Source organism: Mucilaginibacter lacusdianchii (assembly GCF_009770985.1).
Classification (GTDB): Bacteria; Bacteroidota; Bacteroidia; order Sphingobacteriales; family Sphingobacteriaceae; genus Mucilaginibacter; species Mucilaginibacter lacusdianchii.
Genome location: NZ_WSRW01000009.1, coordinates 1 through 23481, shown reverse-complemented (window position 1 = coordinate 23481; position 23481 = coordinate 1). Strand labels below are relative to the sequence as shown.

Here is a 23481-nt window from a genome sequence, read left to right as displayed (position 1 = left end):
TGCTTTTAAATCATACAAAAAGCCTTTAAATCATTGATTTGCAGGCTTTTTTGTTCTCCACTAAGAATTACAGTTCATTGCCAATAGCCTTACCATAATTGTGATTATAGTTTTCATTTATGTTCTAGCTTAACAATATCTCAACTCCAGTTCTTCGAGTCTTCCTTTTTTTATTGCTCTTTTGGCGAGATACTTAAAAAGCGGTGCTGCTATTTTTTGGGCTCCCACCATTTTTGAGTTATTTAAATAAACGAATAACGCCAAATCAGTTAACTTTTTAGGTGTTCCTGCTTCACTGGCTAAGCCATCCTTTGCAAGCCCCTTAGAGATCAGCAGCGCATTTTCAAAATTTTTGTTGCCAGGGCTTACGGTTACTCGTATTAGGCATTCAGTATCCGACACGTTATGAAAATAGTGCTTTTCTTTCGGTTTAATGGTCACTTTACTGCCTTCTTTTAAATGATGAATCTGCTCGTTTAGCCCAACTTCTAAGGTTCCCCTTAACACTTCAAATGTTTCTGAAAAAAGCGTGTGATAATGCCATGGAGTCTTTTCGTTTGGAATGATGTTGAACTCAATTACACTTTCTTTATTTCTATCTGCTGAGCTTATCAGTTGAATTTGTCCTTGCGTTTTCATATAGCTTTATTGGAGGTTTTATTCAGTAGTAAGATGGTTCCTGCTATTGCGCAAATAATAATGGCAGAGATGTGAGGGATTGCTTGTACGATGCTATTGTAATTTTTGCTTAATACAATCAGCATGTCTGCCGTTGGGATGATTGTACCCACAGCCAGCGTAATACCTAATGCTTTTATTTGTTTAGTGAGCACAAAAATGCAAATCAGTAGACCTGAAAACACATCTCGAATACCTTTGATATAATGAAAGGAATAGTCGCTGGCCTCATTAAAGTTTATGCCGTAACCGGCCTCTGCCGTGTCAGGAGCCAGTAGAAATCTGGTTCCAATAAAAATCATTCCTATTCCTGTTAGGAATGCGAGTACAATAGTGATTCTGTGTATCATGATTATTTGTTTTGATGATGATACAAAGTTCCAAATCCCGGTACCGGGATTTATGCACCTGAGTTAACAAATCACTTTTCAGCAAAAATTCTTTTCCGAATTCGGCTAAGGGATTGCGGTTTAACACCGACATAAGATGCAATATGATATTGGGAGATTCTTTGCAGCAAGGCCGGATGCTTCTTTAAAAACTTTTCATAGCGGAGTTCTGGCGAATCTGTATAAAATGAACTGAGATCTTGTAGCGTTTGAATGAAAACTTGTTCAATTATCAGCCTTCCAAAACGTTCCGCACCTTTTACAGACTGGTAGAACGCCTGTAAGTCATCATAAGAAATTTGCAAAATCTCACAATCTTCTAATGCTTGAATATTTTTATTAGAAGGTACTTGCGGTATAAAGCTTTCATAATTGCAAGTAAAAAAGTTCTCCTGAGCAAAATCGTAGGTTTTGTCCTCACCGTCATGGTTGATATAATAGCGAAATACTCCTTTAGTAACAAAACCAACTTGCTTGCAAACTTGCCCCTCTTTTAAGAAGAACGTACCTTTTTTATAAGCTTTTTCTTTAAATAACGACCTGACTGTATTTTTCTCCTCGGAATTGAGGACAATAAAGTTTTCTATCTGCTGGATTAAGTGATTAATCATATGGTATGCCGTGTGAGTAAATGTAAAAATAAATTAGATAGTCGGCATAGTCGCAAACTGGAACAGATCATTAATTAATTAGTTCAATATCCTGAGAAGCGTTCCATTGGAGTTGCTACATTTGACAGGAGAGTATTGTTGGGCAGATTGGGAACAATACAAGGTTGGGCATGTGAGTGCTCCTGCAATAAGCAATCTGCGCGATGATCATAAAGACATCAAAAAGTTAGTAAAACTCAGGTAGGAGGAGCCGCAAGAGCGCAATATTATTAAAAAGGCGGAAGCATCTTTTCCCAAACTAGACGGCAGGTATTCAGTTTGCAAAGCTCATAAAACTGAATACCTGCCGTAGAAAAAATATGCAGCACATTACAGGTAAGTACCCGCTGTTATTATAAATGGTTAAATCACATGACTCTGACACTATGCCGAAATGTAAAAATACTAATTGGCAATAAACTATCTGCTCATTACAATTCCTTCATTAAGTCATTGCAATTCCATTAGCTTGATTGGCATTTTATTGATCCAACCTTGTAGAACGTGCAGTGAAATTTCCTTGCTAGCCCCGGTTGGACTAAAATTAAACTTAATAAATAGACAACTTTCAACAAAACAGGTAGCTACTACCATAATGTAAGGCGACCAACAGATTGATTATTTTAATAACCCTGCCGGTATTTTTCCATCCACCTTTGTAAATGGAATACCAAGAAGCTTTACCATAATAGGCGTCATATCGCGCAAATCCATTTCTTCAATCACAGCACCTTTGCGAATGCCGGGACCGTGAACGATCAAGCCAGTTTGGATGTTTTTGGTGTCGGGAAAATGCCCGTGTGCACCGCCCTTGCCGGTTTTAATGGCACTGCCTGTGCTTGCATTACCAAATGAAGCATCATGCTCGGCAGTAAGCGCAAAAGCAACGTTAGGGTTGTAGCCGCCTGTATTTAATTGATTTTTACTGATAATGCGGTAATATTGTTTCACGCTGTCTGGCTTCGCTTCCAAAAGGGCTTTTACTTTATTAGCAGTAGCTTTATCAGATGGGTCTTTCAGGTATAGATAAGCAGAACCGCCAACTGTATTAAATTGCGCTTTCCAATCGCCTGTTTTAAGATCATTAATCAACCCGGCTTCTTTCAACCATACATTAGGCGATATTGATTTCCTGACGTCATAAAATCCGTGGTCGCCACCTACTAGCAAAACTGTGCTTTCCCATATGCCTGCGGCTTTCAGGGCATCTATAATAATGCCTACCGCAGCATCAGCATCTGACACCGCTTCTTGTACCTGAGTTCCTTTACGTCCCACTGCATGTGATGCGCCGTCAACAGAAAATACGTGAATGGTCATCAGTTCTGGCTTGCTCTTTTTAATGATATATGCGGCTATCTTAGCTATATTCTGGTTTTTTCCATGATCTATTTTATCCACGCCGCCAAACACTTCTTTCTTTACCTCGGCATAAAATCCATGCGGTAAAGAGTATTGCTCACGCACCCCATCGCCCAAGGCACCAATGTCTGGAATGTTATAATCAACAGGAGCATTAGCAGATACGGGCCAGTAGAGCGAAGCGACAGTCATGCCTTTATCTTTGGCCGCTTTCCAGATGGTTGGTACATGAATGGAACTATCTTGCCAGTAAGGCTCTTGCCGCGCACCATCAGGCGTAAATATATTGTTGTAAAATATGCCATGCTTAGCGGGCTGCACACCTGTAACGATGGTGGTATGCGAAGGGTAGGTCATGGAGGGGAATACACTGTTTACGCCTTTGGCATAAGCACCATCTTTCATCAGTGCATGCAGGTTAGGCGTTTGCCATTCACTATCAAGGTAAAAATCAGGGCGAAACCCGTCAATAGTTAAAAAAATAACGTGTTTGGCCGTTTGTGCCATAAGTTGCCCCGTTGTTATACACAAAGCAAAGAATGCGATCAGTAGCTGCTTTTTCATATTATTGCCGTAAGAATTTTAGGAGTTAGAAGCCAGTTAAATGCCGTAGCGGCACCTAACTGGCTTGTAATTGTGGTAGCCATTTTTAACTGGCTATTGGCGTGTTTTCTACGTTTTGCAGTAAACCACTTGGTAAAACATCTTCACTGCCTATTGCCAGCCTGGGTTTTGTTTTAAATTCGGGTTACGCTGAAGATCAACTAATGGAATTGGGTAATAGTAATTGCGATCATTCCATTTTCTTGGAATTTCGTTCATCCAAATCAACTCTCCGGAGGTGCCGTTTTTTAATAATTGTGAATTAACTGCGTTACCTACTCTGGGCGATACATCAACATAAGTTACACCAGCCGCAGGAGGGGTAGGGCGAGTGCCCTGATAGAAAGCAACATCCAGTATACCGTCTTCGTTCAAATCCATTGGGGTGTTTAAGGATGGAACATAAAACCCGTTCCACACCTGTTCCATTAACTGGCCTCTTTTCCATCTCAACAGGTCAGAAAAACGGAAACCTTCCAAACTTAATTCAATGCCTCGCTCTCTGCGTATTTCTAATATCGTCGGGTCGGTAATACCAGGGAAGTAATTAGTTGTTAAATAAGGGTCGGCTACTGTAGGTTTGGCATTAAGTCCGCCTATAATACCGGCTCTTGCTCTTAAGGCACCTATGGTTAACGCCCAGTCTGCATCTGTCAAAGTTCCTAATTCGGCTTTAGCTTCTGCATAGTTTAACAATACCTCGGCATAGCGAAATAATGCGACTGCATTGGTATTTAATGCACCCGCGTCATAATAAGTGTCATCAAGCGTCCATTTAATAGGCTGGTATCCGGTAAAGGTGTATGAAAACACGGGTGGGGCCGGCACTGCTACACCATTGCTAGTACGTTTATAATCGCCCGAACGAATGGTTTGCTTTAAACGTAAATCACGGTTCTTCACCTCGTCTTTAAAGAGCATAGTAGGGTATGCCGGGTCATTGGTAAATGGTGTGCCGTCAAGCTTAAGGTACGTATTAATAAAGGTACGCGTAAAACTTGCTTTTGCACCATAAGTGCCGCTTGTCCACCACCAGTTAGCCTCATTAAGTACGCCTAAATTCACATCGGCAACAGCTGCCTGTAATACTTCCTGAGCAACAGGTGCATTACTCGTAAACACTTGGCGATAGGATGTACCGGGACCACCGGCTGTGTTAATTGAATACCCGCCGTTTTTCATGATTTGCTCTGAAGCCGTTACTGCCTCATTAAGCCATTTGCCGGCAGTGCCGGTTAAATTCAGCTCGGTATGATAATTTCTAAACGTGCCTTCAAAAAGACATACTCTTGATTTGTACGCGTAAGCAACCCATTTAGTAACTGTTGTGCGACTTGCATCATTGGTAGCTTGAATGTTATTGCAGGCAAAATCCAAATCAGCCAATACCGAATCCATCACCATTTCTCTTTTATCGCGGCCTGCCGTTAACGCCGGGTCATCACTATCCAAAGGTTTACCAATCCATGGCACGTCGCCAAAGCGTTTTACTTTTTCCATGTAAAAATACGCCCTGAAGTAGCGCGCAATACCCAGGTAGTTATTACGGATGGCCACAGGAACAGCAGTGTCATTGCAGTTTTCGATGAAATAGTTGATGTTTCTCAAATCTCTCCAGGTCCACCCCGAGCTGTTACTTGCGCTAAAAGCACCGTCACGAATAAAATCGGGCACTTGTTTAACTGCAAGATAATCTGACATGGCATCTTGGCTGGTAGAATTTTTTGGAAGGAAATCCATGCCGTAGAATGAATTTGTGTATAATTTGAGTCCATTCTCTGTTCCAAAAACAGCTTGTTTAGTAGGTGAAGATTCTGGTAACTGATCCAGCTTTTTGCAGGCTGCAAAGCAAAGGCAGCCTAGCAAAATCAATATATAATGCTTTTTCATCTTAATAGCTTTTTATGATTAAAAACTAACGTTTAATCCTAGTGAGTAACTTTTCAATATCGGGTAATTATACCCATCGCCGTTTGTGCTATTTACATTGATATCCTGATCTGAAGGTACAGCGTTTTCTACGTCAATGGTGTTTTTAACTATTTTGTACATCGGAGAATAAGTAAACAGGTTTTCACCCGAGAAGAATATTTTAGCATTACGTACACCTATGCGGTTTACCCATTTTGTAGGCAGTGTGTATCCTATCTGTAAGTTTTTTAAACGCAGATAAGCAACGTTTTGCAGATAACGCGTTTGGGCTACGCCCAAAGTACGGTTGGTATTGCTCGAAGCTGCTCTTGACATTGTTCTTGGGAAGTAAGCATCCGTATTTTCAGGCGTCCACATATTACCTAAATGAAATTTAGGAATGTTATTATACGGACGATTGTATTGGCCCCAAAACATCTCCGTTTCGGTGCTCGGGTACCATTGTTGCTTGCCTACACCCTGAAAAAAAGTAGAGAACGAGAAATTATGCCAGTTTGCACCGAGGTTGATACCATACAAGTATCTTGGCGCAGAGTTTCCGATAATCCGTCGGTCGCCCGATTTGCCCACTTTGTTTTCACCAACGTTGATAAAGCCGTCGCCGTTTAGGTCGCGTAATTTAATATCGCCGGGGAACCATAAGCCTGTTGGCGATGCCCTCATTTGCGGATCTTGTTTGGCGTGTGATGCAATATCGGCAGCATCAATAAAAAAGCCTTCGGTTTCATAACCCCAAATTTCGCCCAGTGTCTGCCCTTCGTAATAATCGCTTAACAGCTTATCAGGGTTGTTGTACTTGTCAATCTTTGTTTTGTTATCAGCAAGGGTAAGCCTTACATTATAGCTGAAGGGGTTTTTACCGCTACCAATCCGGTCATTCCATGCTAATGAAATTTCCCAACCACGAGTGGTTAAGTCGGCATAGTTACCTTTTGGAGGGTCGGCACCAAATACGGCTGGGGGGGTAAGTCCAAAAGTGAACATATTGGTAGTTTTACGTATGTAGGCGTCACCAGCAAAGCTTAAGCGGCCAGACAGCATGGTCAGATCCAAACCAACGTTGGTTGTTGTAGATGTTTCCCAGGTAAGGTTTTCGGGCAATACTGCTGGTATACGGGTGGTTTGAGGCCTTGACCCGTTTAGTATTACGCCTGATTGGCTAACAACGAAATTGTCAAGAAACTGATAAGAGGCAATATTGCCATTACCCAATGAGCCATAAGATGCTCTCAATTTTAAATCTGAAATCAGTTTATCTGAAACCTTCCAGAACGGTTCGCTATTGATTCTCCAGCCTGCGGAAACAGATGGGAAAAACCCATATTGCTGACTAGTCGGAAATTTGGAAGAACCATCGTAACGTGCGTTTACCTCCAAAAGGTAACGGTCTTTGAATGAGTAATTTAATCTTGAAAACCCTCCTTTGATTACCCATTGCTCATAGCCTCCACCGGTGTTAATACCTTGGCCCAAAGCAAGATTAAGATCTGTGGCATCCTCGAAAATGATACCGTTACGCTGTACAAATACCCGGTTGTAGGTAGACTGCTCATAGTTGTAACCGGCCATTGCCTTCAAGTAATGATCAGCTCCAAAATGGTTTTCATACTCTGCGTAAAGGTTGGTTGCCAAGTATCTTGTTTCACGCAGATCGAAAGATAAGTCATTAGTAGTAGTACCTACATAAGCAGTAACACCCTTAAAGTTGCTGTAAGGCACCTGTACTCTTCGTTGTTCCCTGTTATCGTCTGTATTCCGGAAAGTAAAGTCGGCATTAACACGAAGCTTGTTTTTAAAGAAATTACTTCTTAGTCCGGTTATATTTCTAAACACTTCCCGGCGGGTATCAAAACCATTTTTTCCGTATATGAAATCGCCCACTGTATATGCGGCAGCAAATGTCAGAGAGCCATCCGGGTTAAAGATCGGCATAGTCGGTTTTCCCTCGTCTGCAATGTTTCTCCATATACCACCACCTTCGCCAACATTAATTGGGTTGTGGTAATTCATGATGGAGTAATCAGCATTGTTTTCGATACTTAACCATGGAAAAACCTGTATGGAGCCTCTGGCACGCAGGTTTTTCATGTCATAATCATCACTGTTATACCTGAACATGCCCGCTTGGTTAAGCATCCGGCCCGAAACAAGAAATGTTGCTTTATCGCTACCGCCGCTTACCGAAAGGTTGTTTTCAAAAGCAGTTGTATGATCTTTGTAAAGGGCTTTATAATAATCAGTGCTTCCATAGTAAGTATACTCACCGGTAGTTGGGTTTACTTCAATTTGGTTATAAGGCTGGCCAGATTCAACTCTTCTCTTAAATTCATCAAGATAAGCTTGTGAAAATTTCTGTGTTTTATTTGCATTCTGAGGGAATGCACCGTCACCATTAACAAATGCTTCAGAAAACATCTTAGCCCAGGTATAACCATCAGTTACAAAGTCGGGCCTGGTTACCGGAGATTTAAGTGCAAAATTGGAACTGTAAGTTACATTGGTTTGTCCCTTCTGTCCTTTTTTTGTGGTAATCAGCACAACGCCGAAAACTCCTCTCGCGCCATATATAGCAGCAGAGGCTGCATCCTTCAAAACAGATACGGTTTCAATATCATTGGGGTTTAGTAAGCTTGGGTCACCTTCAAAACCATCAATCAAAATCAGTGCACTACCGCCCTGGCCGATAGAAGTGGTACCCCTGATGTTGTAGCTGGGCGACTGCGTTGGCTTACCATCCATCATTTTAAGGTTAAGGTTGGGAATTAAACCCTGAAGGCCCTGTGTTAGGTTGGTAATAGGTCTGTTCTCGATATTTTTAGCCGAGATCTGATCTACTGCACCAGTAGCATTAGCTCTTTTTTGCGTGCCATAACCCACCACAATTACCTCGTTTAAGCTACCGGTTTCAGCTTTCAATATAATATTTAGGGGTGCGCTTGCCCCATCTTTTACTACTATTTTATTTAGAGTTAAAGTAGTATACGATACAAAGCTTACAGTAAGATTATAGGTGCCTGGAGGAACATTTATTCTAAAGGTTCCATCTGCGCCAACCATTGTTGTTTTGTTTAGCTCTTTAACAAATATAGTAGCGCCAGGCAACGGCTCGCCTTTCTCGTCAACTACCTTGCCGGTAATTGCTCCGGGCTCTTGTTTGTGTACCAAACTGGCAGCATTGTTTAGAGTTGCAGTTGCAAAAGCCTGCACCGGAATTGCGTTTGCGTACAAAAGCGCAACAGATGTGCAGGCTATTACTTTAAGCTTAAGCAGTAAAGTTTTTTCCATGTTAATCCAATTAGTTAAGCATTGAGTGTTGTTATAGACTGCCTGCAAATCTATCGGCGCTATGTGAAGAGTATGTTAACCTACTTTAATGTTAAAAACGATACATCAAAAGATTGACAGAGAATAAAGGCATTTTCGCAAATGGCGTATAGCGCTTTGAAAGATGCGGCGGTATAGCCATTTAGTTTCGGATCCTTTTAATTACTTATCCTTGAGATGTTGACGTGTTATGTTAATTGATTTGAAAGAGCTTTTGCTTTTTGCGTCAAAAAAAGTTATGCTCAAAAAATTATCGCGCGGTGCTGTTAGTATTTTACAGGGTTTGTAAAAATAAGTGTATAACGAATCGAAAGAAACCTGACCTTTCGCACAACCATATGTGGCAGTAAAATCAACTATGAAAAACAATAGTTGAGAACAGCATGTTGTCTAATCGATTGTCGTGTTTGCGGGTTCTGCTGCGTGTGGTGAAGTATATCTGTCACAATTTTCCCGGTACCATACTATTTATGCTGATCCGTTAACCCAGACAAGGGGTTTAATAATTCAAATACTTAGAAAAATTAGTTATGAAAAGGTTCAGTATTATTTTGGCAACAGTAGGTTTGGTATTGTTAATAGGTAGCAATTTTCTTTTTAAAACGAAGTCGAACAGTGTTGATACCGGCGGTAGCGTAGAGTATACCACCATGTTTGGTGGATGGACGCCGAAAATACCTGTATTTATGGGTGCTGTGTTGATTGGGCTGGGAGCGGTTTTTTATTACGCCGCTGTCAGCAAATCAGATAAGCAAGCCCATCACTCTGCATAATCGAAACATTCAAGTGAATTGATGTGATAGAGGCGGATGGAAAAGATGCTTGTCAACAGTGCCGCCAAACACCGTAAAAATTACCGTTAGCATGAAAAGCATGTTAGCAGAAATACGATGGGAAGAATTGAACCGATGCTTTAGCGCATATAACGGATCAACTTCTTCCTTTTTTATTTGTATGAATGCTAGTCATACTTAAATATCCAAAACAGTATAACTGCTGATACATGAGTACAAAGAATATTACGCTGCACAAACTAAACGAGCTACAGGCAACCGCTATATGTGGAAATGATATCAGTTCCTCGTGTCTTTACGTTTCTGCACTGACCATTGGCTATGCCGGGCAGTATGCCTGGATTTCGCTGCTGATGGTAGCCTTTGTACTTTTTCTTTTCCGGAAAATTTATGGTGAGGTGGTGGGTGCACTACCGTTAAATGGCGGTGCGTACAACGTATTGCTCAATACCGCCTCTAAGCGTACTGCTTCTTTCGCGGCTTGCCTTACCATTTTGTCTTACATGGCAACGGCCGTGATATCGGCATACGAGGCCATGTTTTATTTTCATGATATCGTGCACGATCTGCCGCTTATACCCGCCACCGTAATGATACTGCTGATTTTTATGATGCTGACCATTATTGGCATCGGCGAGTCAGCATTTGTTGCAGTAATCATCTTTATAACCCATGTGGCTTCGCTGTCCTTACTCGTGCTCATGGGATGCTGGTTTGTGTTTCATAACGGCACTGAAGTATTTACTGCCAACTGGCATCTGCCCGTAACCTCCGGTGGGATCATAAACGCGTTATTTCTCGGCTTCTCCGCTGCCATGCTGGGCATTTCAGGCTTTGAGAGTTCCGCTAATTTTGTGGAGGAGCAAAAGCAAGGTGTATTTCCCAAAACACTGCGCAATATGTGGCGGGTGGTCAGTTTTTTTAATCCGGCAATCGCCCTGCTGGCTTTGGCCGTGTTGCCCATGGGAGAAATCAGCAGTCACCAGGAGTCACTCTTGTCTGTAATGGGACAAAGGGCCGGTGGCAACTGGCTCAGTTACATCATTTCTATAGATGCCGTATTGGTGCTCAGTGGTGCCGTGCTAACCTCATATGTGGGTGTAACCGGGCTTGCCGAGCGGCTAACCCTTGACAGGATACTGCCTAATTTCTTCCTGGCCCAAAACCGCAGAGGCGTAAATTACCGCATTGTTATTGGCTTCTTTCTTTTGTGCATATCCATTTTGCTGGTAACCGGAGGAGATCTGGGAAACCTGGCGGGCGTTTACACGTTTTCTTTTCTGATGGTAATGGCTTTGTTCGGATTAGGTAATTTATTATTGAAGGTTAAACGTGAAAAGCTGCCCCGGCCAGAGCGGGCTTCCGTATTGTCCGTTGTTTTAGCGATCGGTTTTATCGTCGCTGCTTTTTTGGGTAATATGGAGCTCAATCTACCATCGTTTTATGTGTTTATCAAATACCTGATTCCTGCCGTGCTGTTTATCTTAATTATGCTAAATAGGGCGCGGATTATCAGGTGGCTTATTTATGCCACTAATTACCTTGGCAAACCTTTAAAGCAGCTCATTGTAAGTGTGATAAGGCCCTACAGAGTTTTAGTCAACATCAATGCGCAGGAACTGGTGTTTTTTACACGCGGCGATAACGTAGCTATCCTTAATCGGGTGATGATTTATGTGGAAGATAACGAAGCAACCAAGCGGCTCAAAATTGTGCATGTAGCTAATGCTTCCAGTAACAATGATCATCTCAAAAAAGACATTGAAGTTTTAGATAGAGCCTATCCCGATATTGATATTGATTTTGTCGAAATAGAAGGCCAGTTTGGCCCCGAAATTATTGACCGCCTTTCGCAGCAGTGGAATATACCTAAGAACTTTATGTTCATTGGTTCACCCAGTAATAAGTTTCCATACCACGTTTCAGAACTAGGCGGTGTAAGGTTAATTATGTAAACGAGATACAATCTATTATGGATATCAATCATGCTTCGAAACTCATCCTCGATAAACTAACGTTATGGCTACGCGATCTGGTCAGGCTATTGCCCAACATCGCTTTGGCCGCACTTATATTAGTAGTCGGCTTTTTTGTGGCCAAGAAACTAAGTAATGCGCTTAAAAATGTACTACGTAGATTCATTCATAATCAGACGCTTGATAACCTTTTTGGCTCCTTAATTTATATTTTTTTACTGGGCATCGTTATTTTCATTGCCCTGAGCGTGCTTAAGCTCGACAAAGCCGTTACATCAATTTTGGCCGGTGCCGGTATTGTTGGCTTAGCACTAGCTTTTGCCTTTCAGGATATCGCAGCTAACTTTATGTCGGGTATCTTTCTTTCCGTACGGCGTCCGCTTTATGTGGGTGACATTGTCAGAATTAAAGATTTTATGGGTAAGGTAGAAGAAATTAATCTGCGGGATACCATATTGCGAACCTTTCAGGGGCCGATGGTAATTGTGCCCAACAAAGATGTTTTTCAAAATCCTATTGAAAACTTTTCGATGCTGGGTAAAAGGAGGTTTGATCTGAATATTGGTATTTCGTATGGCGAAGATCTGGAAAAAGTTAAAAGCATTACGTTAGACGCGTTGACAGATATGCCTGGACTCTGTCCGGATTTGGAAACGACCATGTTTTATCAGGAATTTGCAGACAGCTCCATCAACTTTGTTATTCGCTTATGGGTTAATTCACCAGAGCAACCGGCTTACCTGCAGGTAGGCAGTGATGCTATTATGCGCATTAAGAAGGCGTATGATGCAAACGATATTATGATTCCTTTCCCGATTAGAACACTTGATTTTGGCATTAAAGGTGGTGTTCCGTTAAGCGAAATGAAGCCTTAAATCGATATCCGGCTAAGTGATTTGGCCCTTTGGTTTATTTTTTGTATATTAAAATCTACCTCACCAGCGTAATTCTTATCGCTTTTTTAAACCATTAAAATTACTAAGTATGAAAACGATCATCAAAAATATTTTGGTTCCAGTCGATTTTTCAGACACTTCGCTGAATGCTTTAAATACTGCGGTCAGGATGGCTACGCGGCATGATGCCACGCTCCATCTGTTATATGTGCAGGATGTTATGCTCTACTACCCGCAAAGAGGACAGTTAACTATGCTTCAGCCGATGTTACAGGAAGCTGTTATCAAAGATGTTGATGCGCTGGAGCAGATGGCCTATCATGTTATTGCTGATTACAACGTCCGTTGCCGCATTCATACCGCTAATGGTAATCGTTCTGCGATTATTTGCGAATGGGCAGATAAGCAGGATATCGATCTGATTGTAGTGGGTATGGCAACAGATATTAGTACTGCCTTCTATTTGTATGATACGCTGCCTTATCAAATCCTTAAATCCGCACCTTGCCACGTGCTAACTGTTCCCGCCAATAAAGAAGTCAATGCCTTTCAGCGAATCATCTACCCCGTGCAAAGCGACGGCTTATCTTTGGGAAAGCTTCCCTTAGCCCAGCAGATTGCAGAAAAGAATAACGCAGAAGTAGCTGTAGTAACCTTGGCGCAAAATAACGATGCCGACGTAATTAGCCGTATCAGTACTTTTTCGGATCGTATTCGGGCGTCGTTGCGTAGGTCGGCAAAGTCGGTAAGAACTAAACACATACGCACGGGCGACCCGGCAAGCTCTTTAATCACTGTATGTAGGGAAGAAGTGGCAGATCTAGTTGTAATTGAGGCTAATACACGCCGAAGTATCAGTGAGTTCTTTTTAGGTGGCTTTACGCAAAAAATGATACGTAATCCGGAAGCCGCAGTTCTTTGCATTCAAACCGTTCAAGCTTCAAAAAATCAGCGCCGAACGCTTCGCATGGTACATAGGCGACGGGTTCGGTTAAATCACTAATGCAAAAGATATGATTCTATCGCAGCGCTCACTACTAAACCTTTATCTTATTTGTTTTCTTATACTTTTTTCAAGCTCAGCTATAAAAGCGCAGCACACTTCTGCGCGTGAAAGAATATGCGGTAAATGGGAGAATAAGGAGAAAACGCTTCGTATTCAGGTTTACACCGAAAAGCAAGATTTTAGAGCAAAAATTATATGGTTTAGTGACACCGAGGGCAAGCCCATGAGCTACTGGAAGGATAAAAGGAATCCAGACCCCGCATTACGAAACCGGACTATTTTAGGGATGAGCATCTTAAGCGGCTTGAAATATAACGCCAGTAGTGGTACCTGGGAAGATGGTAAAGTATACGACTCAAAACATGGCAAAGTATGGAATGCCTCTGCCGCCATCAATAAAAACGGCCTGCTCAAGGTACGCGGTTACTGGCATGTTAAATTTATTGGCCGTACGATGACTTTTCATCGGATTAAATAGGTTAAGTTATATTGTTTAAAGTTGGTATCTAATCTTTATTAATACGCAGCCGTTGCCATAGAGACCTACTCAGTCAATCGAACCATGAAAGTGAGAATTACCGGAAACAAAATAAGATTGCGGGTCTAACCTAAGGCACAAAGCTATTTCGAAATCAGGCATCCTTCGGGTATTTTACACCAGCTAATGTAGACCGTTGGTTTGCAGGTACGGCCTTGGGAACCACGCTAAACTGGCCATTAGATTCCATCACTACAGCTTCTACATCATCGAGTGAATTAATCTTCTGGCTTCTTAAAACGGAGCGTACCTCATTTTCTGTCACGCGTTCTTTCCGTAAGGCTTCCGGTAAAAAGTCTCCTTTGAAGAAGATCAGTGTCGGCTCAGAGCTGATTATTTTAGAGAACGTTTTTGAGCGCACAGACCAGGCAGCTAAAAGATACTGCAACAGAATTAATAAGCCTAAGCCTGTTACGCCATCCAGTAGCGTGATACTCTTGTTGAGCAGTACAGTGGCTAGGGTAGAGCCTAAAGCTACAGTGACAATAAAGTCGAATTCCTTCATTTGGGAAAGCGTCCGTTTGCCTGAGATTCTAAGCATAAGAATCAGTGAAAAGTACGCCAGAACGCCTACAATACAGGTTCGTCCTATACTTTGCCAATTTTCGAAAAATACATTTTCCATAGGCTTGCCCCGCTGTTTGTTGATGTAAGTATTTGTTAAACAGCCTAGCCTTTCATTTGTTGAAATGATTAATGAATACTGCTTTATGAAAAAAATATCTAAGTGGTTACGAGAGCACTATGCTAAAATGATAAGCAGTATCGCCTTTTATCCGGCCATTATCGCTGTTTTCTTTTTGCTGCTTTCTGTGCTCATGTTAAAAGTCGACTTTTCTCCTGCGGGTAAGCAATTCAAACAGCAATTGAGTTGGCTTAGCTTAAAAGATGCCAGTACAGCGCGATCAATTTTAACCACAATAGCGGGTGGCATAATATCCCTTACGGTATTCAGTTTTTCCATGGTGATGATTATACTGAACCAGGCGGCTTCCCAAATGAGCAACCGGATTTTGAACAGCATGATCGAGAACCGGTTCCAGCAAGTTGTTCTGGGCATTTACATTGGTACTATTGTTTACGCACTTTTTCTGCTCAGCACCATACGTGATATCAGTAGTGGTGTTTACGTGCCGGCAATTAGCATATACTTGTTGATATTACTGACGGTAATTGATATTTTCCTTTTTATCTATTTTCTGGATTATGTAACGCAGACGGTCAAATTTGAGACAATCATCAAAAGGGTGCAAATGCAGACGGTCAAATCTATGCAAAAGCATTACTGCCTCGAAACGCAAGAACGTATTGACGAAGAAAACCAGTCTTTCCTTGTTTTGCCTGCAAATGAGTCGGGCTACTATCAAGGGTTTGATCAAAAAAGATTGTTGGCTCTTGCCAACCGTCAAGAGTTAAGATTTGTTATGATGAACCGCAAGGGAACCTACCTCATTAAAGGAGCAGACCTTATTAGAGTTTACGGCTCAGAAAGGCTATCGGATGATTTGAAAAAGGAGATTTATCTCAGCGTTGTCTTTTTCGGCGGCCAGCCTATTGAACAAAACCCGGAATATGGCTTCCGGCAATTGGCAGAAGTGGCCATTAAAGCCCTTAGCCCCGGTATCAACGACCCAGCCACAGCGGTTTTAAGTATCAATGCCTTGTCTGATCTTTTTGCCTATCGGCTTAATCATTGCCTGCCGGTGCGGTTAAAAAACGAACAAGGAGTAGTCTTGATCAGACAAATTGTACCCACGTTTAAAGAACTCTTTGAGGATTGTATTTATCCGGTCTGGGAGTATGGTAAGGACGACCGTTACATTCGCGATGCACTGTTGCATATGCTGAATCAACTGGAGTATCAGGATAAAGAAATGCGTCATGCCAAATTGTTCAAGAAACTGCATGCCCAAGTTTTGAAAAGCAGAATCAAAACGGCTGTTTGATATATTTAATTGCAAAACAATAATTTAAACGATAGGTTAAGCATGAGTGGTGTGTTATATCGGGGTCCACAAGCAATTCTGACGACAAGAATAGTAACCGAATTAGGTTTGAAGAAAGTGGACTAGCCGTAAAATATAAATTATAGGCCCTGAAGGAACAATTGGGTTTGTTAAGTCATGGAACGACCGTGCGGCCATATGGCATCGCTAATGAGTATTCCGTTTGCTAGGAAAGGGTCAAACTAATAAATAAAGTTATGAATAGAATAGGTTGGGTTGTGTTGATGGTTCTGATAGCCGCAGGTGTAAGTTTTGCTACCTTTAAGGTGATGAATGCCCGGGGATCTGCGGCACAGGAAGGTAGCCTGCATTTGCCTGTTCACTTCGCTTCCAACTCCTCGGCCGGGGCAAATACGCCAGATAGCTATCCCGATCTTACCCAAGCTGCAGAAACAGCCGTGGAACAGGTTGCACACATCAAAGTGCAAATGTCGCGTATTGAAAGCGGTGCTGGCTATTATGGTGCTTCTCAACAGCCGGCTGCTGTTATGGCTTCCGGTTCGGGGGTTATTATCAGTACGGATGGCTATATCGTAACCAATAATCATGTGGTGGAGGATGCGTCTGACATTCAAGTGGTGCTGACAGATAAGCGCACCTTTTCTGGAAAACTAATTGGCCGGGATCCAAATACGGATTTGGCATTGATCAAAATTAGTGCTACCGGTTTGAGTGCAGTGAAGATGGGCAATTCAGATGATGTTCGTATTGGCCAGTGGGTGTTAGCCATAGGCTATCCATTTTCACTGAATACTACCGTTACCGCTGGTATTGTTAGCGCGAAGGAAAGAAGTATTGGCATTATTGGCAACAAAGAAAGTGGTGACGGTCAGGATGCTGCATCTGCAGTTGAAGCGTTTATTCAAACCGATGCAGCAATAAATCCTGGTAACAGTGGCGGTGCTCTTATTAATACAGCAGGAGAGTTGATTGGTATCAACGCAGCTATAGCGTCGCAAACCGGTAGTTATGCTGGGTATGGCTTTGCTATACCGGTCAACCTGGTGAAAAAGATTGTGGGCGACCTCAAGCAGTTTGGGGCTGTGAAGCGAGGATTACTAGGTGTAAGTTTTCCTTCTCCGGCTACTGAAGATCAGGTTTTAAAACAGCGCGGCATTAACCCAGGGGCTATCAAAGGTGTTTATGTAACCGGCGTTCAGTCCGGAAGTGCTGCCGCTGCCGCTGGCTTACGTGAGGGTGATATTATCCGGAGCGTTGATGGAAATACGGTTAACTCTTCGGTAGAGCTTTCTGAGCGTATTGCACGGCATCATCCAAATGACGAAATTAAACTGGGCTACCAGCGCAGCGGTAAGGAATTGACGGCAATAGCTACCCTGAAAGCGCAAAGCGCCGAAAATACGGCAGATAACGGTGTTGCCCTAAATGATATTTACAATAAGCTTGGGGCAAAATTCGCGCCGCTGGACGACCGGTTGAAACAGCGCTACCAGGTAACTTCGGGAATGGTGGTGACGGCAACTTTGCGGGGCGGTTTTTTTGAACAGGTCGGTATACCGCCCGGATCAATCATTGTAAGTATCAACGGAACACAAACCAATACGCCATTTGAACTGAATAAAGCGTTGATGGCAGCCTCAAGGGGTACAGTTCGTATCGCGGCCGTAATGCCGGATGGGTCTAAAGTATTGTTTAACCTATCGTTGGGTGCTTAGGCAAAGCACCAATTATAATCATCATATCATGGCAGAAGAACCACAAAAAAGAAATAAAAGTACTTTCTACTGGTTAGGTGGATTCATCGTTGTGGGCTTACTGGCCATTGCAGGCTTTTATTTTTATTTGAAATATTTTGCACATCCCAATAGTGAGCCCCATGCAAATTACGCCAAGCAAGCCCGGCGGCAAAACATCTCATCAGCTATTGATGATTATACGAAATGGGCAACGGCCTTACCGGATCGCCGTATGAATATGGACCATGGGCTGACGAGCAAAGGGCTTCATAAAATTGCCAGCGTGCTCACATTGATGGTCGACTCTGTAAGTGCCGGAAATCAAACGCGGGCAAAAGCGGATGTTGACACCATCCGCATGATGGCAGATTCAGTTACCCAAAATTGGAGAAGCGGGCGGCACGCGGATATGATCAGGAAAGCATTCTTAAAAACGGCAGACGCTTTAGCCCTTAGGCAACAACACCGCTCATCTGCAGTTGATCAGTCCGTTGATAGCCTGGTTCAACAAGCGCAGAAAATCAACCCCGAAACGCTTACCCTTAATCAGCGGGATGAGGTTAAATCAGCCTTTATACAAACAGCCAGGATTTTTGGCAGCAGCCGTTATGGTCACTGATTTTTAGTGCGGGCGTTAACAAGAGTAAAAATAACAAGCAACACATGAACTAGGAAAAAACAGACCTGAAGCAGCCATTATCCTTTGAGGCGAAACGGGGTTTAATGGCTTTACTGATTATCGTTATTTTGCTTATCAGGGCAACCTTTAATGTGGTTATAATTGCGCTGGCCGCCTCGCTGTCGCTTTCTATTTTCAAGGTTTGGCCGGCCTGATTTAACAGAAAATCAAACTCACACGTCAAACGGCGATGCTCCATGATGCTGCCCATTCCAGTGAGTCTCATTCTCTTAATGCTTCTCTTTTGGCTGATTGGGTCAAATATGCAGTCACAGGTGCATCAATCAAACTCCAAGTAGGCAGGGGCTAATCGCGGCATGTACCTTTGTTTCCGAGTTCTGTTACCAGCTTAAGAAAACTAAATCGTGGTTTATTACTTATTAAAAGATATTAGCTGAACAAGGTTATGCAAAGAACAGTCGGATTAGTACTTATTGTGATGGGTGTGATTATGCTCATTTGGACAGGTTTCACTTACACCAAAAAAGAAAAGATAGTAGACGCAGGCCCGATACAGGTATCTGCCGACAAAGAAAAATCAGTTAACTGGCCGCCTTACGCTGGTGGCATACTGCTGCTAGGTGGCGTTGTTTTAGTGGCTACCGCCAAACGTACGTAAATATTTATATTTTGTTGATTTTCTGGATAGCGTATCAACTAACGCTTTATAGCTCAGATGTGACCTGGCACTAATAGGCTGGTGTTTGCCTATGAATCTTGTATTTTAAAATATTACAGATTTTCTATTCAGTCGTTTTAATCCTTATAAAGGTAAAACGGACGAGTCGGTTATTGTAGAAGCAATTTGCAAATGTCGACTTACAAGGCGTTAATTTATAGGCATCGATTTTTTCTATTTGTATGGCCCGATTGAACATCAAATTTAGGTAGAGAAAGTGTAGATTCGTTTATTCATCCTGCCTGAAATGAAGGTTTCTTATTTACTGATATTTATATTTTGGGGCTATTCCGCATTAGGCCAGCTCCACACAGACAGTTTGAAGTCTCGAGATTCGATTCGGAGCGAAAAGCTGGATAGCCAAACTATGTACGTGCGGCAATTGGCTGCCGAGCGCCTGGCCGACTCACTGCGCCGGGAGGAACTGGAAAGGCGTGTTCAGGAACTTCGGAACGATGAATATGAAAAGAAGCAGGAGCTAATTTCCCAGCTGAACAAGTTGAAACAGCAGGATTCGCTTCGTCATATGAAACAGAGACGGCAGATTGATTCCTTGCGTCACTTTGTGAAAGGTATACCTGTAGTATTTAACCGCGACACGCTGTTTTATTTATTTACCCGGCAGGGTAGCTTTACGCCTGTAGATCGGGCCTTGGCCATTGGAGTACGTTTACAAAAGCTTGGTGATCAGCTTTCTTTCAGTGCTGATTCTATGAAGCTGGCCACTGCAGAACAAACCACGGATATAATTTACAGAGATCTTTTGATCATGTCTGTTTCGGAGCAAGATGCGCTTTGGCAAAATAAAACTCGGGACGGCTATGCCGCTGAACTGAAAGCAATAATTGTAAAGGCGGTACGGCAGTATCAAAAGGAAACAAACTGGCAAACCTGGCTGAAAGAATTATTACTCGCATTACTGGTGATCGGCATTGCCGTATTACTGATCTATGGCGTCAATCGTTTTTTTCGATGGATAAACGGTATTGTTACATTGAAAAAGAGCTTTTTGCATAAAGGGATTCGCATACGAAATTATGAAGTGCTGAACAGTGAAAGGCAGCTCGGCTTAATACTTTCCGGGCTTACCATACTGAAGTGGCTGGTGGTATTGCTGGTCATTTACCTGGCTTTTCCGGTTCTGTTTGGCATCTTTCCTTTTACCCGTGATATATCCACCACACTGCTTAATTACATACTTGCGCCAGTGCGTAAGATAGGAATTGCCGTTTGGGATTATATACCTAATCTGATCACGATAGTTGTGCTGGCCTTGGTGTTTCGTTTTGTGCTGCGTTCTTTCAGATACATTAAAACCGAGATTGAACGCGGACAGCTCAAGATCCCCGGCTTTTATACCGATTGGGCCAATCCTACTTATCAAATTATCCGTGTACTGGTGCTGGCCTTTATGCTCATCGTTATTTTTCCATACCTTCCTGGTTCCGATTCACCCATATTTAAGGGCGTCTCTGTATTTATGGGCATACTTTTTACCTTTGGCTCGGCTGGTGCGCTGGGCAATGTGGTGGCCGGGCTGGTACTTACCTATATGCGTGCCTTTAAAACCGGCGACCGTGTGAAAATTGGCGAGGTGACCGGAGACGTTTTGGAGAAGACCTTGCTGGTTACACGTGTCAGAACAATCAAAAACGAGATCATATCCATTCCCAATTCAACCGTCATGGGAACGCATACCATTAACTACAGCAGTGAAGCAGCAATTAAGGGGTTGATTATCAATACCACCGTTACGATTGGCTACGACGTTCCCTGGCGGCATGTGCATGAATTGCTAATCAATGCTGCCATCCAAACCGTATTTATTGAGCAGGAGCCAGCACCATTTGTGCTGCAAACAAGCCTTGATGATTATTATGTGAGCTATAACATTAACGCTTATACACGCGAGCCGAACAAGCAGGCGGTAATTTATTCCAGCCTGCATGCCAACATTCAGGACTGTTTTAACAAGGCCGGCGTAGAAATCATGTCGCCGCATTACCGTGCCGTAAGAGACGGTAACATGTCAACGATGCCGCCGGAATATTTGCCTGAAGATTATGAGGCTCCGGTTTTTCGTGTGCCGAAGCGTACAGATTCGGACGCTTTGCCACCGGAGCCAAAAAAGTAAGCAGGTCCATGATTTGATAAAAGGTAAAATTTACCATAAAAATGTAAACTGATCACCAGTAGAAAGGAAGCTCGAGACAGAGAAAAATATACAAACCCAAATAGTTTTGTTTATGTCTAAAATAAGTTTCGGTAACCAATTAAAGGGTTCAATGTGTTTTTTACTTCGAACCTTATAGATGGTACTTTATTAATTATCTTTATGTTATAAACGATTAAGCACTCTTGCACCTGCGAGTAGTTTCGGGCTTAATGGAAAATTGAGTCCATAAGACATTAAATAAAAGGCGATCAACAAACTGGAATTTTATCTCTGACGGGACTGCTTTTCGGTAGCTGCCAATCTCGGATAAGGAATTGTTAGGCAAACCATTATACGCGGTTTAAATCCCAAAAATCGACTGCCTCGCGGGGCGCACTAAAATCCCGGTTTACTTTTCCCATGAGTCTAGGAAACTTAGTCAGGGCTTGTGGCACGACATGGCCACCGCCATGAATGGTATATAAGGCAACCAGCTTTTGCTGACCCATCAGCCAGATCTTTTGCTCCGCAGTTGTGAGATCACGGGGATGTAGATGTGGCAAGCTGACTGTTTGTGTTGTTTTTGGCCCTTTGTGGCTTTCGGCAAATGTTTCCGCTGTAGCTAAAGCACTGATGACTTTTCCAAGATCCTTTCCAAAAAACTTGACGTTGCCACCTTCATAAGGGATAATTGGGTCTGCGGTTCCATTTACCATAAGCACAGGGGGCATTGGTGCTTGAAGACTGTCTGTCAGATTTTCAGGGGTAGGAAGATTGGAACCTACTGTGGCTATACCTGCCAGCAACCCCGGTTCTGATATGGCCAAGCGGAGCGCCATCATACCGCCATTGGAGTAGCCGAATGCATAAATTTGCTGTGGGTCAATGTTATGGGCAAGCCGGTAGCTTTCAATAATAGATTTAATAAACCCAACGTCATCAATATTTTCTTTTTTTGCAGGAAATGGTGCGTTCTTTCTAAGGTCATTCCAGTTATGTTTGTATCCATCAGGATAAGCCACAGCAAAACCGTATTTATCTGCCATCTGGTCAAACTCAAAACCTGTCCATGCACGTATCTTGGCACCATTTATACCAGAGCCATGTAATACGATAACAAGCGGAACCTTTCTGTTACTCAGCCCCAGGGGGATATATTTCAAGTAAGTGCGTTTTTGTGCGCCAGTCATCAGTACCTCTTTCGATATCTGTGATAGCAACCGGGGCGCTTTTGATGTTGGTGCATATGTCCAGTATAGAAACAAAGTCAGGCAGGCGATGACAAGAATGGCGATGGTTATAGCAATCATCATAATCTGATGCTTAAACGTTAAAATTATAACCAAAGATAGCTACATTTACTTACAAAATATCAGTAGTTAACAAAAGGTAACTAGTAACCAAAAGGTAAGTTGAATGAAAATAGAAAAACATATTGTGCCGGAAGAGCTCGGTTGCGCCGAAAAATTACAGGCAGTGGGCGATTCACTATATGCCATCGGCGGCAAATGGAAACTCAGAGTTATCATTGCACTTTCGCAAGGGCACAGTAGGTTCAATGACCTGCAACGAACCATTACCGGAATATCGGGAAAGGTACTTTCGGCTGAGCTGAAGGAGTTGGAATTGAATGGCTTTGTCAAACGAAATGTACAAGCTGATGCTATTCCGGTTATTGTTGAATATGAACTTACGCCCTACAGCCAAACGTTAAAAGATGTGGTGTATGCCCTTATTAAATGGGGTATATTACATCGCGAAAAGATAAAGTCGGAAAGTAAGGTCGGTAACATTTAGCACCTTTATCGTGGAAAAACCAAATAGATTACTACAGTATAAGTGAGTTGTACCCTTAAGTAATAATTTTAAAGACCGTACTTTTGAACATACATTTCGTATCAAACTGTTAGTAACAATTACTTTTGCTTTAAATTTTAAAAAAGCAGTCTATCAACACCTAATTGCTATCTGGTAGCTTTTAACAATGATTCTGTAAAAAGAAAAACACTTGCGTTAAGTAAAAAGTAAATTCCTGACCCTTTCAGCACATAAACTTGAACTTTTCAACAAACCGTACATGGTCAAAGCAGAGCATCTTTGTACTATAAATTTTATAG

The 23481-nt window shown here is 42.4% G+C and carries 20 protein-coding genes; 11 read left to right on the top strand and 9 right to left on the bottom strand.

All coding sequences use genetic code 11. The annotated features are described in order from the left end of the window. Positions 1-129: 129 nt before the first annotated feature. From GPM24_RS21125 to GPM24_RS21100, 6 genes are all read right to left on the bottom strand, one after another. Entirely contained in the window at positions 130-639 is a 510-nt protein-coding gene (locus tag GPM24_RS21125; protein WP_158829563.1) for a cupin domain-containing protein, read from the bottom strand. Then, a complete protein-coding gene (locus GPM24_RS21120) occupies positions 636-1028 on the bottom strand; it encodes a DUF4267 domain-containing protein (protein ID WP_158829561.1) in 393 nt (130 codons plus the stop codon). The genes GPM24_RS21125 and GPM24_RS21120 overlap by 4 nt, the downstream gene beginning before the upstream one ends. A 71-nt stretch (positions 1029-1099) precedes the next feature. Beyond that, entirely contained in the window at positions 1100-1678 is a 579-nt protein-coding gene (locus GPM24_RS21115; RefSeq protein WP_158829559.1) for a Crp/Fnr family transcriptional regulator, read from the bottom strand. A 657-nt stretch (positions 1679-2335) separates the two neighbouring features. Further along, positions 2336-3643, bottom strand: coding sequence for an alkaline phosphatase family protein (locus GPM24_RS21110; protein ID WP_158829557.1), 1308 nt, complete (start codon positions 3641-3643; stop codon positions 2336-2338). Between the two features lie 150 nt (positions 3644-3793). After that, on the bottom strand, positions 3794-5572 hold the full coding sequence (locus GPM24_RS21105; RefSeq protein ID WP_158829555.1) for a RagB/SusD family nutrient uptake outer membrane protein: 1779 nt from the start codon (positions 5570-5572) through the stop codon (positions 3794-3796). Positions 5573-5590: 18 nt separating this feature from the next. Beyond that, entirely contained in the window at positions 5591-8899 is a 3309-nt protein-coding gene (locus GPM24_RS21100; protein ID WP_158829553.1) for a SusC/RagA family TonB-linked outer membrane protein, read from the bottom strand. A 569-nt stretch (positions 8900-9468) separates the two neighbouring features. Here GPM24_RS21100 and GPM24_RS21095 point away from each other — a divergent pair. From GPM24_RS21095 to GPM24_RS21075, 5 genes are all read left to right on the top strand, one after another. After that, complete coding sequence (locus tag GPM24_RS21095) at positions 9469-9711, top strand: hypothetical protein (RefSeq protein WP_158829551.1); 243 nt, start codon at positions 9469-9471, stop codon at positions 9709-9711. 230 nt (positions 9712-9941) lie between these two features. Beyond that, positions 9942-11687, top strand: a complete 1746-nt coding sequence (locus GPM24_RS21090; RefSeq protein WP_158829549.1) for an APC family permease — start codon at positions 9942-9944, stop codon at positions 11685-11687. Between the two features lie 17 nt (positions 11688-11704). Beyond that, positions 11705-12583 (top strand): mechanosensitive ion channel family protein, encoded by an 879-nt coding sequence (locus GPM24_RS21085; protein ID WP_158829547.1) that lies wholly within the window; start codon positions 11705-11707, stop codon positions 12581-12583. A 109-nt stretch (positions 12584-12692) separates the two neighbouring features. Further along, a complete protein-coding gene (locus GPM24_RS21080) occupies positions 12693-13607 on the top strand; it encodes a universal stress protein (protein WP_158829545.1) in 915 nt (304 codons plus the stop codon). Positions 13608-13617: 10 nt separating this feature from the next. Next, positions 13618-14088, top strand: a complete 471-nt coding sequence (locus tag GPM24_RS21075) for a DUF2147 domain-containing protein (protein ID WP_158829543.1) — start codon at positions 13618-13620, stop codon at positions 14086-14088. Positions 14089-14242: 154 nt separating this feature from the next. Here the strand turns inward: GPM24_RS21075 and GPM24_RS21070 are convergent, their stop codons facing one another. Next, on the bottom strand, positions 14243-14773 hold the full coding sequence (locus GPM24_RS21070) for a DUF421 domain-containing protein (protein ID WP_158829541.1): 531 nt from the start codon (positions 14771-14773) through the stop codon (positions 14243-14245). Positions 14774-14858: 85 nt separating this feature from the next. On the opposite strand from GPM24_RS21070, the gene GPM24_RS21065 reads away from it, so the two are divergent. The 3 genes from GPM24_RS21065 (at position 14859) to GPM24_RS21055 (ending at position 18470) form a co-directional block, all read left to right on the top strand. Further along, a complete protein-coding gene (locus GPM24_RS21065) occupies positions 14859-16094 on the top strand; it encodes a DUF2254 domain-containing protein (protein ID WP_158829539.1) in 1236 nt (411 codons plus the stop codon). A gap of 257 nt (positions 16095-16351) precedes the next feature. Next, positions 16352-17830 carry a trypsin-like peptidase domain-containing protein gene (locus GPM24_RS21060; protein ID WP_233268926.1) on the top strand — a complete coding sequence of 493 codons (1479 nt, stop codon included), beginning with the start codon at positions 16352-16354 and terminating at the stop codon, positions 17828-17830. Positions 17831-17858: 28 nt separating this feature from the next. Then, a complete protein-coding gene (locus tag GPM24_RS21055; RefSeq protein ID WP_158829537.1) occupies positions 17859-18470 on the top strand; it encodes a hypothetical protein in 612 nt (203 codons plus the stop codon). A 49-nt stretch (positions 18471-18519) separates the two neighbouring features. Here the strand turns inward: GPM24_RS21055 and GPM24_RS21050 are convergent, their stop codons facing one another. Next, the gene (locus GPM24_RS21050; RefSeq protein WP_158829535.1) at positions 18520-18756 is read right to left on the bottom strand and encodes a hypothetical protein; all 237 of its coding nucleotides are present in this window, start codon (positions 18754-18756) and stop codon (positions 18520-18522) included. A gap of 180 nt (positions 18757-18936) precedes the next feature. Between GPM24_RS21050 and GPM24_RS21045 the strand changes: the two genes are divergently transcribed. After that, on the top strand, positions 18937-19149 hold the full coding sequence (locus GPM24_RS21045; protein ID WP_158829533.1) for a hypothetical protein: 213 nt from the start codon (positions 18937-18939) through the stop codon (positions 19147-19149). Positions 19150-19528: 379 nt separating this feature from the next. Continuing rightward, the gene (locus GPM24_RS21040) at positions 19529-21343 is read left to right on the top strand and encodes a DUF8459 domain-containing protein (protein ID WP_233268925.1); all 1815 of its coding nucleotides are present in this window, start codon (positions 19529-19531) and stop codon (positions 21341-21343) included. A gap of 371 nt (positions 21344-21714) precedes the next feature. Here GPM24_RS21040 and GPM24_RS21035 read toward each other — a convergent pair whose 3' ends face one another. Then, positions 21715-22677, bottom strand: a complete 963-nt coding sequence (locus GPM24_RS21035) for a CE1 family esterase (RefSeq protein ID WP_158829529.1) — start codon at positions 22675-22677, stop codon at positions 21715-21717. Positions 22678-22780: 103 nt separating this feature from the next. Here GPM24_RS21035 and GPM24_RS21030 point away from each other — a divergent pair, with 103 nt between their 5' ends. Next, entirely contained in the window at positions 22781-23161 is a 381-nt protein-coding gene (locus tag GPM24_RS21030) for a winged helix-turn-helix transcriptional regulator (protein ID WP_158829527.1), read from the top strand. Positions 23162-23481: the final 320 nt, after the last annotated feature.

Bases quoted from the DNA above. Each gene is read 5' to 3' on its own strand.
- GPM24_RS21085 (WP_158829547.1), top strand. From the start codon at position 11,705: ATGGATATCAATCATGCTTCGAAACTCATCCTCGATAAACTAACGTTA.
- GPM24_RS21030 (WP_158829527.1), top strand. From the start codon at position 22,781: ATGAAAATAGAAAAACATATTGTGCCGGAAGAGCTCGGTTGCGCCGAA.
- GPM24_RS21080 (WP_158829545.1), top strand. From the start codon at position 12,693: ATGAAAACGATCATCAAAAATATTTTGGTTCCAGTCGATTTTTCAGAC.
- GPM24_RS21070 (WP_158829541.1), bottom strand. From the start codon at position 14,773: ATGGAAAATGTATTTTTCGAAAATTGGCAAAGTATAGGACGAACCTGT.
- GPM24_RS21060 (WP_233268926.1), top strand. From the start codon at position 16,352: ATGAATAGAATAGGTTGGGTTGTGTTGATGGTTCTGATAGCCGCAGGT.
- GPM24_RS21050 (WP_158829535.1), bottom strand. From the start codon at position 18,756: ATGAGACTCACTGGAATGGGCAGCATCATGGAGCATCGCCGTTTGACG.
- GPM24_RS21100 (WP_158829553.1), bottom strand. From the start codon at position 8,899: ATGGAAAAAACTTTACTGCTTAAGCTTAAAGTAATAGCCTGCACATCT.
- GPM24_RS21055 (WP_158829537.1), top strand. From the start codon at position 17,859: ATGGCAGAAGAACCACAAAAAAGAAATAAAAGTACTTTCTACTGGTTA.
- GPM24_RS21095 (WP_158829551.1), top strand. From the start codon at position 9,469: ATGAAAAGGTTCAGTATTATTTTGGCAACAGTAGGTTTGGTATTGTTA.
- GPM24_RS21105 (WP_158829555.1), bottom strand. From the start codon at position 5,572: ATGAAAAAGCATTATATATTGATTTTGCTAGGCTGCCTTTGCTTTGCA.
- GPM24_RS21045 (WP_158829533.1), top strand. From the start codon at position 18,937: ATGCAAAGAACAGTCGGATTAGTACTTATTGTGATGGGTGTGATTATG.
- GPM24_RS21115 (WP_158829559.1), bottom strand. From the start codon at position 1,678: ATGATTAATCACTTAATCCAGCAGATAGAAAACTTTATTGTCCTCAAT.
- GPM24_RS21120 (WP_158829561.1), bottom strand. From the start codon at position 1,028: ATGATACACAGAATCACTATTGTACTCGCATTCCTAACAGGAATAGGA.
- GPM24_RS21035 (WP_158829529.1), bottom strand. From the start codon at position 22,677: ATGATGATTGCTATAACCATCGCCATTCTTGTCATCGCCTGCCTGACT.
- GPM24_RS21110 (WP_158829557.1), bottom strand. From the start codon at position 3,643: ATGAAAAAGCAGCTACTGATCGCATTCTTTGCTTTGTGTATAACAACG.
- GPM24_RS21075 (WP_158829543.1), top strand. From the start codon at position 13,618: ATGATTCTATCGCAGCGCTCACTACTAAACCTTTATCTTATTTGTTTT.
- GPM24_RS21125 (WP_158829563.1), bottom strand. From the start codon at position 639: ATGAAAACGCAAGGACAAATTCAACTGATAAGCTCAGCAGATAGAAAT.
- GPM24_RS21090 (WP_158829549.1), top strand. From the start codon at position 9,942: ATGAGTACAAAGAATATTACGCTGCACAAACTAAACGAGCTACAGGCA.
- GPM24_RS21065 (WP_158829539.1), top strand. From the start codon at position 14,859: ATGAAAAAAATATCTAAGTGGTTACGAGAGCACTATGCTAAAATGATA.